13 protein-coding genes are annotated in these 15,134 nt (G+C 67.1%); 9 read left to right on the top strand and 4 right to left on the bottom strand.

Annotated features, from left to right (window positions below):
* Positions 1-57: 57 nt before the first annotated feature.
* The gene (locus tag AQ610_RS28950; protein ID WP_006027821.1) at positions 58-1,845 is read right to left on the bottom strand and encodes a TadG family pilus assembly protein; all 1,788 of its coding nucleotides are present in this window, start codon (positions 1,843-1,845) and stop codon (positions 58-60) included.
* A gap of 443 nt (positions 1,846-2,288) precedes the next feature.
* Between AQ610_RS28950 and AQ610_RS28945 the strand changes: the two genes are divergently transcribed.
* Positions 2,289-3,164 carry a dienelactone hydrolase family protein gene (locus AQ610_RS28945; RefSeq protein ID WP_006027820.1) on the top strand — a complete coding sequence of 292 codons (876 nt, stop codon included), beginning with the start codon at positions 2,289-2,291 and terminating at the stop codon, positions 3,162-3,164.
* Between the two features lie 58 nt (positions 3,165-3,222).
* Here AQ610_RS28945 and AQ610_RS28940 read toward each other — a convergent pair whose 3' ends face one another.
* Together AQ610_RS28940 and AQ610_RS28935 are read right to left on the bottom strand one after the other, a co-directional pair.
* A complete protein-coding gene (locus tag AQ610_RS28940; RefSeq protein ID WP_006027819.1) occupies positions 3,223-4,092 on the bottom strand; it encodes a sulfurtransferase in 870 nt (289 codons plus the stop codon).
* 147 nt (positions 4,093-4,239) lie between these two features.
* Positions 4,240-5,346 (bottom strand): aromatic ring-hydroxylating oxygenase subunit alpha, encoded by a 1,107-nt coding sequence (locus AQ610_RS28935; RefSeq protein WP_006027818.1) that lies wholly within the window; start codon positions 5,344-5,346, stop codon positions 4,240-4,242.
* A gap of 269 nt (positions 5,347-5,615) precedes the next feature.
* Between AQ610_RS28935 and AQ610_RS28930 the strand changes: the two genes are divergently transcribed.
* The 4 genes from AQ610_RS28930 (at position 5,616) to folE2 (ending at position 9,719) form a co-directional block, all read left to right on the top strand.
* Positions 5,616-5,909 (top strand): exodeoxyribonuclease VII small subunit, encoded by a 294-nt coding sequence (locus AQ610_RS28930; protein WP_006027817.1) that lies wholly within the window; start codon positions 5,616-5,618, stop codon positions 5,907-5,909.
* Positions 5,906-6,790 carry a polyprenyl synthetase family protein gene (locus AQ610_RS28925; protein WP_009917292.1) on the top strand — a complete coding sequence of 295 codons (885 nt, stop codon included), beginning with the start codon at positions 5,906-5,908 and terminating at the stop codon, positions 6,788-6,790. The genes AQ610_RS28930 and AQ610_RS28925 overlap by 4 nt, the downstream gene beginning before the upstream one ends.
* 84 nt (positions 6,791-6,874) lie before the next feature.
* Entirely contained in the window at positions 6,875-8,779 is a 1,905-nt protein-coding gene (gene dxs, locus AQ610_RS28920) for a 1-deoxy-D-xylulose-5-phosphate synthase (RefSeq protein ID WP_006027815.1), read from the top strand.
* A 130-nt stretch (positions 8,780-8,909) separates the two neighbouring features.
* Positions 8,910-9,719 carry a GTP cyclohydrolase FolE2 gene (gene folE2, locus AQ610_RS28915; protein WP_006027814.1) on the top strand — a complete coding sequence of 270 codons (810 nt, stop codon included), beginning with the start codon at positions 8,910-8,912 and terminating at the stop codon, positions 9,717-9,719.
* A gap of 90 nt (positions 9,720-9,809) precedes the next feature.
* On the opposite strand, the gene tsaD is transcribed toward folE2, so the two are convergent.
* The gene (tsaD, locus tag AQ610_RS28910; RefSeq protein ID WP_006027813.1) at positions 9,810-10,850 is read right to left on the bottom strand and encodes a tRNA (adenosine(37)-N6)-threonylcarbamoyltransferase complex transferase subunit TsaD; all 1,041 of its coding nucleotides are present in this window, start codon (positions 10,848-10,850) and stop codon (positions 9,810-9,812) included.
* A 1-nt stretch (position 10,851) separates the two neighbouring features.
* On the opposite strand from tsaD, the gene AQ610_RS28905 reads away from it, so the two are divergent.
* The 4 genes from AQ610_RS28905 to dnaG all read left to right on the top strand — a co-directional run bounded on the left by AQ610_RS28905 (position 10,852) and on the right by dnaG (position 15,095).
* Entirely contained in the window at positions 10,852-12,222 is a 1,371-nt protein-coding gene (locus AQ610_RS28905) for a BaiN/RdsA family NAD(P)/FAD-dependent oxidoreductase (RefSeq protein WP_006027812.1), read from the top strand.
* 75 nt (positions 12,223-12,297) lie between these two features.
* Complete coding sequence (rpsU, locus tag AQ610_RS28900) at positions 12,298-12,510, top strand: 30S ribosomal protein S21 (protein WP_004190342.1); 213 nt, start codon at positions 12,298-12,300, stop codon at positions 12,508-12,510.
* A 166-nt stretch (positions 12,511-12,676) separates the two neighbouring features.
* Complete coding sequence (locus AQ610_RS28895; protein ID WP_009917296.1) at positions 12,677-13,123, top strand: GatB/YqeY domain-containing protein; 447 nt, start codon at positions 12,677-12,679, stop codon at positions 13,121-13,123.
* Between the two features lie 94 nt (positions 13,124-13,217).
* Entirely contained in the window at positions 13,218-15,095 is a 1,878-nt protein-coding gene (gene dnaG, locus AQ610_RS28890) for a DNA primase (protein WP_006027810.1), read from the top strand.
* Positions 15,096-15,134 lie beyond the last annotated feature (39 nt).

Raw genomic sequence — 15,134 nt, 5'->3', positions numbered from 1 at the left:
CGCTGCCGAATCGGGCACAAACGCGCGCCCATAGCCGCATCGCCGATCGCAGCGCGCTCAATAGACGAGCTGCGACACTCCGCAAGTCAGCGACATGTCGTGAATCGTGCTTTCGCCGACCTGCACGCCGAGCAGTTGCAGCAGCGGCACGACCGCGGCGTCGAGCCCCGACAGCATCGGCGGCAGCGCGCCGCCCAGGAGCGAATCGAGCGCGGTCTGGATCGGGCCGAGCGGCAGGCTGATGCCGATCAGCGAGATCTGCGTCTGCTGCAGCGATGCGCCGAGGCCCGACAGCGCGTTGCCGAGCACGCTGCCGACGCCGTTCGAGTTCGTGCTCTGATAGCCGCCCGTCGTGCCGTAGAACGTGAGCGTCGGCGTGCTGCCCGCGGGCACGTCGGCCATGAGCGACGCAAGCGACTTGATCGTCACGAGGTTCGCGACGTTGACGAGCGTCGCGGGCGTCGAGCAGGTGAACGGCAGCGACGCGGACAGGTTGGCCGGCGTGTCGCCGACGCACAGATTCGCGAGGCCCGTCTGCACGCCGATGGCCGACGCGCAAGTCGACGGCGACGACGTGCAGCTCGCCGACTGCAGCCATGCCTGGCCCGGCGCGATCTGCATCGACAACGGCAGGTTCACCTGTACCGGCACGAGCGCGCCGAGCAGACCGAGCGGCAGGTTCGCGGTGCCGAGCCCGATGTTCAGATAGAGCCGCACCTGCGCGGTGCGCGCGATCGTGCGCCACGTTTTCGTGATGGGATCGACGCCCGCTTCGCCGATGCCGAGCACGGGCGGCTGGATGATCTGCACTTGCAGGCTCGCGTTCAGCCCGCCGACGTTCAGCCCGTTCGCGAGCGAGAACGCCGTTTGCCCGGTCGCGATCTCGGCCGCGACGAGAAGCGCGTCGAACGGGCTGAACGTCGCGTCGAGCGCGGCTTGCGGGTCGGACAGGCCAACCGAGAAGATGCCTGTCGAATTCGCGGTGCTGCCGATCGTGAAGGTCTGGCCGCCGGGGATGTTCGCGCTGATGATCGTCTGCAGCGCGCCGATGCTCGTCTGCAAGTCGGCGTTCGCGACCGACGTTTGCGACAGCGCGGTCAACATCCAGTTCGCGAGCTGCGGGACGGTCGTCTGCGTGTTCAGCAGCGCGTTCACGGTGCTGACGTTCGCGGCGGCCATCAGATCCTTGATCCTGATCCGCGCATTCGCGAGGCCCTGATACGACAGCACCGACAGGTTCAGATTCGTGCGGAGCAGCCCGTTGAGGAGCGCGTTCACGACGCCGCCTTGCAATTGCGCGAGCGTCGTGCCGATCGAGTAGGCGCCGACATTGGTTGCCTGCGCTGTGCTGGTCGCCGCGACCGTGCGCTGCGCGCCGAGAAAGTAGTACGGCACGACGCGCGTGACCGTCACCTGGACCGCGTTGAGCTGCGCGTCGCTGCCGGCCCCGGCGCCCGGCGCCGAGCCTGCGAAGAAGCTGGGGCCTGTGTTGTCCTTCACGTCCCATCTGCCGCAGACGACCGTCATCGATTGTCCGGACGCAGTGCTGTCGAAGCCGTTGCCGAGCGCGGCCGATTGCGCGGTGGCGGCGGGTTTCGCGCAGCCGTCGTCCATCGTCTGCGCGGCCGCGAGCGCGGCCAGGTCGGCGACGCTTTGCAGCGCGCGGCGCTGATAGAACAGATTGCCGAGATCGACCGCGCCGAGCGCGGCGATCACAACGCCGATCGCGATCGCTGCGATGATGGCGAGCGAGCCGCGCTGGCGTGCGGGCGAGCGGCGCCGCCGATTCGGCTCGCGTCGGTCGGAAAGATCACCGGTGGTCGGGCGGCGTGTCGGCTTGTTCATTCCAACCTCGTTGTGCTTCGTCGGCGTTGCGTGTCGCGCCAGCACATCATGCGGTCAATCGCGGTTATTTTGCAATCCAATATTTTCCCGGAATGCGCGTATCGGAGAAGACTTATCTCGATATGCAAAGGGGAATGAAATGCGGTGCGTGCAATTCGTAGGACTGTCAATGAAACGGGCGCTCGTTTGACGTGTTTGACGCGTTTGAAGCGCGTGCATTCATGCGATGCGCGGGCACGGCGGCCCCGGCATCGCGGCGAGCCAGGCAAAAAAGTCGGTTCGGCATCGCCGCCGCTCTTTTACTTCTGACAAAAGGTTGACGCATCCCCGCATTGTTGGGCATCGTGTACGGGTTCCGCCTCGGCGTGGCCGTCGTGGATCGAATTCATGTCGCCGTCGCGTGTGCCGCGCGTGCGCGACTACGAGAAGAGAGGAGCGCATTCATGTTGAAACCCGAAGTCGACAGCCTGGTTCCGCACGTTCCGTTCAGCCGCCGCAAGTTCGTCAAGGCGGCGCTCGGCGGCACGTTCGCCGCGGCGGTGCTGCCCGTGTCCGCGCAGACGATCACGACCGATACCGCCGGCCTCGACGTCGGCACCGTCGAGATCCGCTCGGGCGACGCGAGCGTGCCGGCCTATCGCGCGCAGCCGCAGGGCAAGAGCAATCTGCCCGTGATCGTCGTGATCCACGAGGTGTTCGGCGTGCACGCGCACATCGCCGACATCTGCCGGCGCTTCGCGAAGCTCGGCTATCTGGCGATCGCGCCGGATCTGTTTGCGCGGCAGGGCGATCCGTCGAAGTATCCGTCGATCCAGGAACTGATCGACCAGGTGGTCAGCAAGGTGCCCGATCGTCAGGTGACCGAGGATCTTGACGCGACGCTCCGGTGGGCGGGGAAGAACGGCGGCGACCTGTCGCGGCTCGGCGTGACGGGTTTCTGCTGGGGCGGCCGGCAGGCGTGGCTCTTCGCCGAGCACAATCCGCATGTGCGCGCCGCAGTCGCGTGGTACGGCAAGGTGATCGGCCAGACGAGCGAGATGACGCCGTTCAATCCCGTCGATCGTGCGGCGCAACTGAAGGCGCCGACGCTCGGTCTCTATGGCGGCAAGGACGACAGCATTGCGCAGAGCTCGCTCGCGCAGATGCGCGCGCGTCTCGCGGCGGCCGGTACGAAGGCGGCGCGCGAATCGGAAATCGTCGTGTACCCGGATGCGGGCCACGCGTTCTTCGCCGACTACCGCCCGAGCTACGTGAAGGCGGATGCCGATGACGGCTGGAAGCGCGCCGTCGCGTGGTTCCGGCATCACGGCGTGATGTGATGCCGCCGCGGCTGCCCGCGGGCGCGCGGCGCGCGCGCGTGTGGTGTCGCTTGCGCCCTTACGGATTCGCGCCCGTCGCGACGGGGCGGGACGGGTCCGAGCTCCATTCGCTCCACGAGCCCGCATACAGCGCCGGGTCGTGCAGGCCGGCGATCTCCATCGCCAGCGCATTGTGGCACGCGGTGATGCCGGAGCCGCACTGCAGGATCACCTTGTTCGAAGGCGTCGCGCCGAGCAGCGGATTGAACGCGTCGCGCAGCTCGTGGCCGCTCTTGAAGCGCCCGTCGGCGGTCAGGTTGTCCTTGAAGAAATGGTTGAGCGCGCCGGGGATGTGCCCGCCGACGCGATCGATCGTCTCGTTCTCGCCGCGATAGCGGTCGGCGGCGCGCGCATCGATTACGAGCTGGTCTTTCGTCTTGAGATTCGCGAGCACCGTCTGCGCGTCGACGACCGTCGCGAGCGGTGCGGCCGCGCGGAAGTCGCCCGCCGACTTCGGCGGCGTGTCCTGCGACACCGCGTGGCCCGCCGATTGCCACGCCTGCAGGCCGCCGTCGAGCACCGCGACGGAATCGTGGCCGAGCCAGCGCAGCAGCCACCACAGGCGCGCGGCGTACATGCCGCCTTGCGCATCGTACGCGACGGCCTGCTGGTTCTGCTTGAGCCCGTGGGCCTTCAGCGTGGCGACGAGCGCATCGCGCGCGGGCAGCGGATGACGGCCGTTCGTGCCGGTTTTCGCGCCCGACAGGTCGCGGTCGAGATGCAGGTAGTGGGCGCCCGGAATGTGGCCGGCCGCGTAAGCCTGCTCGCCGAGGCCGGTATCGGCGAGATCGAAGCGGCAATCGAATACGAGCACGCTGCCCGGCGCGGCCGCGAGACGTTCGGCGAGATTGTCGGCCGAGATGAGCGTGGTGTAGTGAGTGTGTGGCATGACGCCTCCCTTGGAGATACGGGCCGGATGCTCTAAGTCTAAACAAAAAAAGACGGGCCGCAGCCCGTCTTTTCTGTGCCGGTCCGGCGCGAGGCCGGATCGAACAAGGTTTCGGCGAATGTCGCGCGGAGCGCGCCAAGGCCGCGCTCAGATCGCGCCGAGTTGCCGGCGCAGGAACTCGTGGAAGTGCTGCATGCCGTCTTCCATCGGGCTCTGATACGGACCGACTTGCGATTCGCCGCGCTCCATCAGCGCGCGGCGGCCGGCGTCCATGCGCAGTGCGATCTCGTCGTCCTCGATCGCGGTTTCCATGTATGCGGCGCGCTCCGCCTCGACGAACTCGCGCTCGAACAGCGCGATTTCCTCGGGGTAGTAGAACTCGACGATGTTCGTCGTCTTCTGCGGGCCGCGCGGAATCAGCCACGACACGACGAGCACGTGCGGATACCACTCGATCATGAGGCCCGGATAGTAGACCATCCAGATCGCGCCGAACTCCGGCGGCGTACCGTCGCGATAGCGGAGGACCTGATCGTGCCATTTCTGGTACGTCGGGCTGCCCGGCTTCGCGAGCGCGTTGTGCACGCCGACCGTCTGCACGCTGTACCACTCGCCGAACTCCCACTTCAGGTCGTCGCACGACACGAAGCTGCCGAGGCCGGGATGGAACGGCACGACATGGTAGTCCTCGAGGTAGACCTCGATGAAGGTCTTCCAGTTGTAATTGCACTCGTGGATCTCGACGTGATCGAACTGGTAGCCCGAAAAGTCGAAGTGATGCTTCGTGCCGAGCTCCGCGAGATCGTGCGCGACGTCGCGGCCCTCGGCTTCGAACAGCAGGCCCTGCCAGTCCTGCAGCGGCGTCGCGTGCAGGTTCAGACAGGGCTTGTCCGGAAAATGCGGCGCGCCGAGCAACTGGCCTTCGAGATCGTAGGTCCAGCGGTGCAGCGGGCAGACGATGTTCCGCGCGTGCCCTCGGCCGTTCAGCATGATCGCCTGGCGGTGGCGGCACACGTTCGAGAGCAGCTCGATCTGCGAGGCCTGGTTGCGTACCAGCACGCGGCCTTCGTTTTCGGAAGGCAGCGCAAAATAGTCTCCCGCTTCGGGCACCATCAACTCGTGCCCGACGTAGCGAGGTCCTTTCTTGAAAAGTGTTTCGATTTCGCGCGCGAGGAGCGCCTCATCGAAATAAGCGGTGACGGGAAGCTGGCTATGTGCCGACTTCAATTGCAGTGCGTCGCTCAGATTGGACATTCCCACTCCCGGTGAAAGCGTGAAAGCAGTGAACAACCCAACCATCGAAAATTCGATTTAGGGGAACCGGCGATTATACCTGGATCGGCTTCCTTGGGGTGGGATAAGTGACTGATTTGTGTCAAATTTCCCCCGGAATAGGAATGCGTTCCGTGCGAATTGCACACGCGGCGCGGCGCGTGCAGGCCCCGTGAAGCCAAGTCGGCAGGTCGGAAAATTCTCTTTTGCCGTAGAATGTCCGACTTGTTTTGAATTTTGACACCCCGTCCATGGCGAAAACCGCAACCCCAGGCGCGTCCGCGTCCGACCCCGGTTCCGGCCCGCTGCCGGAAAACTACGAGATGGCGCTCGCGGAACTGGAGGCGCTCGTCGCCCGAATGGAGGGCGGGACGCTGAGCCTCGAGGATTCGCTTGCGGCGTACCGTCGCGGCGCGGCGCTCGTTGCATTTTGCCAACAACAATTGGAAAAAGCGGAGCAGCAGGTGCGCGTGCTCGACGGCGCCGCGCTCAAGCCGCTTTCCGCAGGAACGGCCGCCGCGGACGGCGAAGACGACGATCTATGACATTCGACCAATGGATGCGCTCGGTGCTCGAGCGTGTCGAGACGGCCCTCGGCCATTATTTGCCGGCTGAGACTGTGGCGCCCGCGCAACTGCACGAAGCGATGCGCTATGCGGTGCTCGGGGGCGGCAAACGGGTGCGTCCGCTGCTGTGCCATGCGGCGGGCGAGCTCACGGGTGCGTCGGAGGCGGCGTTGAACGCCGCGTCGTCGGCGCTCGAGATGATTCACGTGTATTCGCTCGTGCACGACGACATGCCGTGCATGGACGACGACGCGCTGCGTCGCGGCAAGCCGACTGTCCACGTCAAGTACGACGAGCCGACCGCGCTCCTCGTCGGCGATGCGCTGCAGTCGCAGGCCTTCGTCGCGCTGACCGACGCCGCCGCGCTGCCGGCTGACCGGCAGGCCGCGCTCGTGTGCGAGCTCGCGCTCGCGAGCGGCTCGATCGGCATGGCGGGCGGCCAGGCGATCGATCTCGCGAGCGTCGGCGTGGCGCTCACGCGCGACGCGCTGGAGACGATGCACCGGATGAAGACGGGCGCGCTGTTGCGCGCGTCGGTGCGCATGGGCGCGCTCGCGGGCGAGACGCCGTCCGGCGACGCGATGCGCGCGCTCGACGCCTATGCGGCGGCCGTCGGCCTCGCGTTCCAGGTGGTGGACGACATTCTCGACGTCACCACCGATTCCGCGACGCTCGGCAAGACGGCCGGCAAGGACGCGGCGAACGACAAGCCGACCTACGTGTCGATCATCGGCCTCGACGCGTCGCGTGCGCTTGCCGCGCAACTGCGCGCCGATGCGCACGCCGCGCTCGAGCCGTTCGGCGCGCGCGCGCAGCGCCTGGCCGAACTGGCGGACCTGGTGGTGAACCGGGTTAGCTGACGCGAAAGCCCGCCGCCGCGCCCACGCTACGGGTGGTGCGCGCAAGAAGTGCGGGCGCGTTTGTTTTCCTACAATGGAACGACGATGTACGACTTGCTGAAAACCATCGACGACCCGGCGGACCTGCGCCGTCTCGATCGTCGCCAACTGCAGCCGCTCGCCGACGAGCTGCGCGCGTTCGTCCTCGACAGCGTGTCGAAGACGGGCGGCCATTTGTCGTCCAATCTCGGCACGGTCGAGCTGACGATTGCGCTGCATTACGTGTTCGATACGCCGGATGACCGGATCGTGTGGGACGTCGGTCACCAGACCTATCCGCACAAGATCCTGACGGGCCGCCGCGACGGGATGAAGACGCTGCGCCAGCTCGGCGGCATCTCGGGTTTTCCGCGCCGTTCGGAATCCGAATACGACACGTTCGGCACCGCGCACTCGAGCACGTCGATCTCGGCCGCGCTCGGGATGGCGATCGGCAGCAAGCTGAACGGCGACGACCGCTTCTCGATCGCGGTGATCGGCGACGGCGCGATGACGGCCGGCATGGCGTTCGAGGCGATGAACAACGCGGGCGTGTCCGAGGATGCGAAGCTCCTCGTGATCCTGAACGACAACGACATGTCGATCTCGCCGCCCGTCGGCGCGCTGAACCGCCATCTCGCGCGGCTGATGTCGGGCCGCTTCTATGCGGCCGCGCGCGCGGGCGTCGAGCGCGTGCTGAGCGTCGCGCCGCCCGTGCTCGAGCTCGCGCGCAAGCTCGAGGAGCATGCGAAGGGCATGGTCGTGCCGGCCACCCTCTTCGAGGAATTCGGCTTCAACTACATCGGGCCGATCGACGGCCACGATCTCGATTCGCTGATCCCGACGCTGCAGAACATCAAGGAGCTGCGCGGGCCGCAGTTCCTGCACGTCGTGACGAAGAAGGGCCAGGGCTACAAGCTCGCCGAGGCCGATCCGGTGCTCTATCACGGGCCCGGCAAGTTCAACCCGGCGGAAGGCATCAAGCCGTCGACGACGCCCGCGAAGAAGACCTACACGCAGGTGTTCGGCGAATGGCTGTGCGACGCGGCGGAACTCGATGCGCGCGTGGTCGGCATCACGCCCGCGATGCGCGAAGGCTCGGGCATGGTCGAGTTCGAGAAGCGCTTCCCGGAGCGCTACTACGACGTCGGCATCGCCGAGCAGCACGCGGTGACGTTCGCGGGCGGCCTCGCGACGGAGGGACTCAAGCCCGTGGTCGCGATCTATTCGACGTTCCTGCAGCGCGCCTATGATCAGTTGATTCACGATGTCGCGCTGCAGAACCTGCCCGTCGTGTTCGCGATCGACCGCGCGGGCCTCGTCGGCGCGGACGGCGCGACGCACGCCGGCGCATACGATCTCGCGTTCCTGCGCTGCATCCCGAACATGACGGTGATGGCCGCGTCGGACGAGAACGAGTGCCGCCAGATGCTGTACACCGCGCTGCAACAGCCGAACCCGACCGCGGTTCGCTATCCGCGTGGCGCGGGCACGGGCGTTGCAACCGTCAAGGCGTTCACGGAGCTTCCGCTCGGCAAGGGCGAAGTGCGCCGTCGCACGTCGCAGCCGGACGGCAAGCGCATCGCGATTCTCGCGTTCGGCACGATGGTCGCGCCGTCGATCGCGGCGGCCGAGGCGCTCGACGCGACCGTCGCGAACATGCGCTTCGTGAAGCCGATCGACGCCGAGCTCGTGCGGGAGCTCGCGCAGACGCACGACTACCTCGTCACCGTCGAGGAAGGCTGCGTGATGGGCGGCGCGGGCTCCGCGTGCGTCGAGGCGATGATGGAAAGCGGCGTGGTCCGTCCGGTGCTGCAGCTCGGCCTGCCGGACCGCTTCGTCGATCACGGCGATCCGGCGAAGCTGTTGTCGATGTGCGGCCTCGACAGCGACGGCATCGCGAACTCGATTCGCGAACGCTTCCTGAACCATACGGCGAGCGTCGCGAGTCCGGCGAAGCGCGTCGCATAACCGTCGCGTCAGGCCGCCGCGCGGCGGCGTTCCCTCGAATGCATGGGCCTGCGGGCCCATGTTGCATTTCCGGCAGGTCGGGCGGCATAGGGCGATGTCGCGCCGCGCGACCCTACAAGGATCGAACAAGATGAACCTGATGAATCCCGAATTCGTGATGCCCGACGTGCAAAGCACGGTCGATACCCGGCAGATGCCGATCCAGCGCGTCGGCGTGCGCGCGGTCCGCCATCCGCTGACGGTGCGCACCGCCGAGGGCGAGACGCAGGCTACCGTCGGCACCTGGAATCTCGACGTGCATCTGCCGGCCGATCAGAAGGGCACGCATATGTCGCGCTTTGTCGCGCTGCTCGAGGAAAGCGACGGGCCGCTGACGGCCGACGCGTTCCGCGCGATGCTCGCGACGATGCTCGAAAAGCTCGAGGCGCAGGCGGGACGCATCGAGGTGTCGTTTCCGTACTTCGTGAACAAGACGGCGCCCGTGTCGGGCGTGCGCAGCCTGCTCGATTACGAGGTGACGCTGACGGGCGACGTGCGCGACGGGCTCACGCGCGTATTCGCGAAGGTGCTCGTGCCGGTGACGAGCCTTTGCCCGTGCTCGAAGAAGATCTCCCAGTACGGTGCGCACAACCAGCGCTCGCACGTGACGATCGACGCGGAGCTCGCGGCCGACGTGCCGGTCGAGGATCTGATTCGTATTGCGGAGGAAGAGGCGTCGTGCGAGCTGTGGGGCCTCCTCAAGCGTCCCGACGAGAAGTTCGTCACCGAGCGCGCGTACGAAAATCCGAAGTTCGTCGAGGATCTGGTGCGCGACGTCGCGCGGCGGCTCGACGCCGATGAGCGGATCGTCGCGTATGTGCTCGAGGCGGAGAACTTCGAGTCGATCCACAATCACAGCGCGTATGCGCTGATCGAGCGCGACAAGCGGCGAGGCGCGTGAGCGTCGTGCGGTGCTTGCCGCCGGATGCGAAAAGGGCCGTTCGATTCGAACGGCCCTTTTCGTTTTGGGATGGCGGACGACGTGCGCGCGTTATCGCGCGAGCGACGCCAGATCCCAGCGCGGCTTCACCGTGAACGCGTAGTCGCGGCTCGCCTGCGACGGCCAGCGCGCGAGCCGCAGCGCGCCCGCGAGCGCGATCATCGCGCCGTTGTCGGTGCAGAGCGCGAGGTCGGGATAATGAACGTCGAAGCCGCGCTTGCCGGCGGCGGCCGACAGCGCCGCGCGCAGTTGCCGGTTCGCGCCGACGCCGCCCGCGACGACGAGCCGCTTGAGCCGCGTCTTCTTCAGCGCGGCGAGCGATTTCGCGACGAGCACGTCGACGGCCGCGTCAACGAAGCCGCGCGCGAGATCGGCCTTCGCGCGCTCGAGCTCGACGCCGCTCGCGTGCGCCGCTTCGAGCTTTTTCATTTGCGTGAGCACGGCGGTCTTCAGCCCGCTGAAGCTGAAGTCGAGATCGCCCGAATGGAGCATCGGCCGCGGCAGCGCGACCGCGCCCGGCGCGCCGGCTTCCGCGAGCTTCGACACTTCCGGTCCGCCGGGGTAGCCGAGGCCGAGCAGTTTCGCGGTCTTGTCGAACGCTTCGCCGGCGGCGTCGTCGAGTGTCTCGCCGAGCGTCTCGTAGACGCCGACGTCGGTCACGCGCATCAACTGCGTATGGCCGCCCGACACGAGCAGCGCGACGAACGGAAACGGCGGCGGCTCGGCGACGAGGAGCGGCGAGAGCAGATGCCCTTCGAGGTGATGGATGCCGATCGTCGGCTTGTCCCATGCGAACGCGAGCGCGTTCGCGATGCTCGCGCCGACGAGCAGCGCGCCCGCGAGGCCGGGCCCCTGCGTGAACGCGATCGCGTCGATCTCCTCGCGGCGCGCGCCGCTGGCGGCAAGTACCTCCTCGAGCAGCGGCAGCGCGCGGCGAATGTGGTCGCGCGACGCGAGTTCGGGGACGACGCCGCCGTATTCGCGATGCATCGCGATCTGCGAGTGGAGCGCGTGCGCGAGCAGGCCGCGCCCGGTGTCGTAGAGCGCGAGGCCGGTTTCGTCGCAGGAGCTTTCGATGCCGAGAACGAGCATGATGGTGTGCGGCGGCCGCATCGATACGCGCGTACGCGCGCGGCCGGAAATCAACGTAACAGAAAAGTATAACAGCGCGGCTGCCTTGCCCGGGCGCGCGGGCGAAGCGGCGCGCGACGCGGGTACAATCCGCGCCATGGAAAATTTCGACATCGCCGTGATCGGCGCGGGCGCGGCGGGCATGATGGCGGCCGCCGTGGCGGGGCAGCTCGGCCGGCGCGTCGTGCTGCTCGATCACTCGGCGCGGCTCGCTGAGAAGATCCGCATCTCGGGCGGCGGGCGCTGCAATTTCACGAACCGGTACGCGGGGCCGGACAACTACCTGTCGTCGAATCCGCATTTTTGCCGCTCGGCGCTCGCGCGCTACACGCCGCGCGATTTTCTCGGGCTCCTGAAGAACTACCGCGTCACGTGGCACGAGAAGCACAAGGGCCAGCTCTTTTGCGACCATTCGAGCGACGCGATCATCGACGTGCTGAAAAGCGAGTGCGACGCGGGCGGCGTCGCGTGGCGGCGGCCGGTGACGGTCGACGCGGTGCGGCACGCGCAGGCGGACGGCTTCACGCCAGGCTTCGCGCTGGACACGAGCGCGGGCGCGATCGGCGCGCGGGCGCTCGTCGTCGCGACGGGCGGGTTGTCGATCCCGAAGATCGGCGCGACCGATTTCGCCTATCGGATTGCGAAACAGTTCGGCCACAAGCTCGTCGACACGCGGCCGGCGCTCGTGCCGCTGACCTTTTCGGCCGACGCGTGGGCGCCGTTCGCGGCGCTGTCGGGCGTGTCGCTCGAGGCGCGGGTGTCGACCGGCGCGAAGAAGGGCGGCGGTGAGTTCGTAGAGGACATCCTGCTCACCCATCGCGGACTGTCCGGGCCGGGCATCCTGCAGATTTCGAGCTACTGGCGCTCGGGCGAGCCGATCCATGTCGATCTCGTGCCGCGGATCGACGCGGCGAACGAGCTGATCCGCGCGAAGGCCGGCTCGCGGCGGCAGATCGGCACGCTGCTCGCCGAATGGGTGCCCGCTCGGCTCGCGCACGCGTGGCTCGAGGCCGAGCGGGTGCGCGCTGACGCGCGGCTTGCCGACCTGCCGGACAAGACGCTGCGCCGGATCGGCGAGACGCTGTCGCGCTGGACGCTCGCGCCGAGCGGCACCGAGGGCTACCGGAAGGCCGAGGTGACGAAGGGCGGCGTCGACACGCGCGAGCTGTCGTCGGCGACGATGATGAGCGAGCGCGTGCCGGGCCTGTTCTTCGTCGGCGAGGCGGTCGACGTGACAGGCTGGCTCGGTGGCTACAATTTCCAGTGGGCTTGGGCGTCGGGCGTCGCGGCCGGGCGCGCGGCCGCCGACAGCACGCGGCGCTTGACGGGTTAGTGCGTTTGTGCAAAGCGTCTGGTATACTTAAAAATCTTTCTCCGCAATACCTTTACTTTTTTTACGTGACGGGTCATGACGATCATCCGCGTTAAAGAAAACGAGCCTTTCGAAGTTGCGATGCGCCGCTTCAAGCGCACGATCGAAAAGAACGGTCTGTTGACGGAACTGCGCGCGCGCGAGTTCTACGAGAAGCCGACCGCGGAGCGCAAGCGCAAGAAGGCCGCTGCGGTGAAGCGCCACTACAAGCGCATCCGTAGCCAGATGCTGCCGAAGAAGCTCTACTGAGCATTGCCCGCGCCGCGTGGTTCGCGGGGCGGCGCGCCGGCGGGCTCCGCAAGCGAGGCCGTCGATGCCGGATTCGAGCAAACCCGCTTGAGAAACCGTCTCAAGCGGGTTTTTGTGTTGATGCCGCCGGGCGGCGTCGCATGGAAATTTTGATACCGGAAATACGATGAGTCTGAGAGACCAGATCAGTGAAGACATGAAGGCCGCGATGCGCGCGAAGGAAAGCGAGCGGCTCGCGACGATCCGCCTGCTGCTCGCCGCGATCAAGCAGCGCGAGGTCGACGAGCGCGTGACGCTCGACGACGCGGGCGTCACCGCGGTGGTCGACAAGATGATCAAGCAGCGCAAGGATTCGATCAGCCAGTTCGAGGCCGCTGGCCGCACCGATCTCGTCGAGAAGGAGCAGGCGGAAGTTGCGGTGCTGACCGCGTACATGCCGGCGCAGTTGTCGGAGGCCGAGGTTGCGGCCGAAGTGCAGGCGGCCGTCGCGCAGACGGGCGCGGCGGGCCCGCAGGACATGGGCAAGGTGATGGGCGTGCTCAAGGGCAAGCTCGCCGGCCGCGCCGACATGACGGCCGTGTCCGCGCTCGTCAAGGCGGCGCTCTCGAAGTGACCCTCAGCCGGCGCGACGCGCGCCCGTCGTTCAAGCGGCCCGCGCCGGCCGCAACGGCGCGTGTCGGCCGGCACGTCTTCCGATCGATCCAACGGTGATTCCGCATTCGTTCCTGCAGGATTTGCTGAACCGCGTCGACATCGTCGACGTGGTGGGCCGGTACGTGCAGCTCAAGAAGGGCGGCGCCAATTTCATGGGGCTGTGCCCGTTTCACAACGAGAAGAGCCCATCGTTCACGGTCAGCCCGACGAAGCAGTTCTATCATTGCTTCGGCTGCGGCGCGCACGGCACCGCCATCGGCTTCCTGATGGAGCACGCGGGGCTCACGTTTCCCGAGGCCGTTCAGGAGCTCGCGCAATCGGTCGGGCTCACGGTGCCGCATGAGCCGTCGCCGATGCGGGGCGCGGGCGGCGGCTCGGGCGAAGGCCATGCGCCGCCCGCCGCATCGAAATCGGTCACGACCGCGCTGTCCGACGTGATGCAGACCGCCTGCGACTACTACCGAAAGCAATTGCGCGGCGCGCCGAACGCGATCCAGTATCTGAAGCGGAGGGGCCTGACGGGCGAGATCGCGCTGCGCTTCGGCCTCGGCTACGCGCCGGACGGCTGGCAGAACCTCGAGTCGGCATTCGGCGACTACCGCCACGATTCGCTCGTCGACGCGGGCCTCGTGATCGTCAGCGAGAAGACCGACGCGAACGGCGTCGCGCGCCGCTACGACCGGTTCCGCGAGCGGATCATGTTTCCGATCCGCAACGTGAAGGGGCAGGTCATCGGCTTCGGCGGCCGGGTGCTGGACGGCGGCGAGCCCAAATACCTGAATTCGCCCGAGACGCCGCTGTTCAACAAGGGCAGCGAACTGTACGGCCTGTTCGAGGCGCGGCTCGCGATTCGCGAGCACAAATACGCGCTCGTCGTCGAAGGGTACATGGATGTCGTCGCGCTCGCGCAGCTCGGCTTTCCGAACGCGGTGGCGACGCTCGGCACCGCGTGCACGCCGATCCACGTGCAGAAGCTGCTGCGGCAGACGGACACGGTCGTCTTCAGCTTCGACGGCGACGCGGCCGGCCGGCGCGCCGCACGGCGCGCGCTCGAGGCGTGCCTGCCGCACGCGGCGGACAACCGGACGATCCGTTTCCTGTTTCTGCCGCCGGAGCACGATCCGGACAGCTATGTGCGGGAATTCGGGACGGATGCGTTTTCGGAGCAGGTGAAGCGCGCGATGCCGCTGTCCCAGTTCCTGCTCAACGAGGCGACGGCCGGCAAGGAGCTCGACCAGCCGGAAGGGCGCGCGAAGGCGCTGTTCGACGCGAAGCCGTTGCTGCAGGCGCTGCCCGCGAACGCGTTGCGCGCGCAGATCATGCACATGTTCGCCGACCGGCTGCAGATTCCGTTCGACGAAGTCGCCGCGCTCGCCGAAGTGGACGCGCGGATCGCCGCGCCGGCCCGCCAGGCGCCCGCCCGCAGCGAGCGGCGGCGCGTGACGGACAGCGAAAAGCGCGCGCTGCGCAATCTGGTGATGCATCCGCGCATCGCGGCGGCGCTCGACGACGAGAGTGTCGCGACGCTGCGGGCGCTGCCGAGAATCGGGGAACTGTTCGACGAGGTGATCGGCCACGCGCACGCGCTCGGGGACGGAGCGGAATTCCGGCTTTTGTCTGACGTGCTACGCAATTCGGCTAACGCGCCAACTTACGACGAAATTTTCCGGGAAATTCTGGTCTATGATGAAAACGTCCGCGACTTGATGCAGCAGAATCCGGAAAGCGACGCGGCGCAGGAAGAGTTGCGCGAGCGCGAACGGATCGCAGGCGAGGAACTTCAGGCAGCGGTGCTCAAGATGCGCTATGACGTGTGCTGCGACAGGCTCAACAGCCTGTCGAAGCGTTCGGCGCCCTCTTCCGAGGAATTGGCGGAAATCAAGGACTTGCATCAGAACCTGGCAGACATGAAGCGGAGGCTCGGGCTGTGAACCGGCCGGGGAAGGGGCTGCCTCAACGTGCTATAATAT

Source organism: Burkholderia humptydooensis (genome assembly GCF_001513745.1).
GTDB lineage: Bacteria > Pseudomonadota > Gammaproteobacteria > Burkholderiales > Burkholderiaceae > Burkholderia > Burkholderia humptydooensis.
This window is presented reverse-complemented; position numbering and strand designations above follow the sequence as displayed.

What these genes read in the sequence shown, in the direction of transcription:
- AQ610_RS28950 (WP_006027821.1), bottom strand. Translation starts at nt 1,845, where the DNA reads ATGAACAAGCCGACACGCCGCCCGACCACCGGTGATCTTTCCGACCGA.
- AQ610_RS28945 (WP_006027820.1), top strand. Translation starts at nt 2,289, where the DNA reads ATGTTGAAACCCGAAGTCGACAGCCTGGTTCCGCACGTTCCGTTCAGC.
- AQ610_RS28940 (WP_006027819.1), bottom strand. Translation starts at nt 4,092, where the DNA reads ATGCCACACACTCACTACACCACGCTCATCTCGGCCGACAATCTCGCC.
- AQ610_RS28935 (WP_006027818.1), bottom strand. Translation starts at nt 5,346, where the DNA reads ATGTCCAATCTGAGCGACGCACTGCAATTGAAGTCGGCACATAGCCAG.
- AQ610_RS28930 (WP_006027817.1), top strand. Translation starts at nt 5,616, where the DNA reads ATGGCGAAAACCGCAACCCCAGGCGCGTCCGCGTCCGACCCCGGTTCC.
- AQ610_RS28925 (WP_009917292.1), top strand. Translation starts at nt 5,906, where the DNA reads ATGACATTCGACCAATGGATGCGCTCGGTGCTCGAGCGTGTCGAGACG.
- dxs (WP_006027815.1), top strand. Translation starts at nt 6,875, where the DNA reads ATGTACGACTTGCTGAAAACCATCGACGACCCGGCGGACCTGCGCCGT.
- folE2 (WP_006027814.1), top strand. Translation starts at nt 8,910, where the DNA reads ATGAACCTGATGAATCCCGAATTCGTGATGCCCGACGTGCAAAGCACG.
- tsaD (WP_006027813.1), bottom strand. Translation starts at nt 10,850, where the DNA reads ATGCTCGTTCTCGGCATCGAAAGCTCCTGCGACGAAACCGGCCTCGCG.
- AQ610_RS28905 (WP_006027812.1), top strand. Translation starts at nt 10,852, where the DNA reads ATGGTGTGCGGCGGCCGCATCGATACGCGCGTACGCGCGCGGCCGGAA.
- rpsU (WP_004190342.1), top strand. Translation starts at nt 12,298, where the DNA reads ATGACGATCATCCGCGTTAAAGAAAACGAGCCTTTCGAAGTTGCGATG.
- AQ610_RS28895 (WP_009917296.1), top strand. Translation starts at nt 12,677, where the DNA reads ATGAGTCTGAGAGACCAGATCAGTGAAGACATGAAGGCCGCGATGCGC.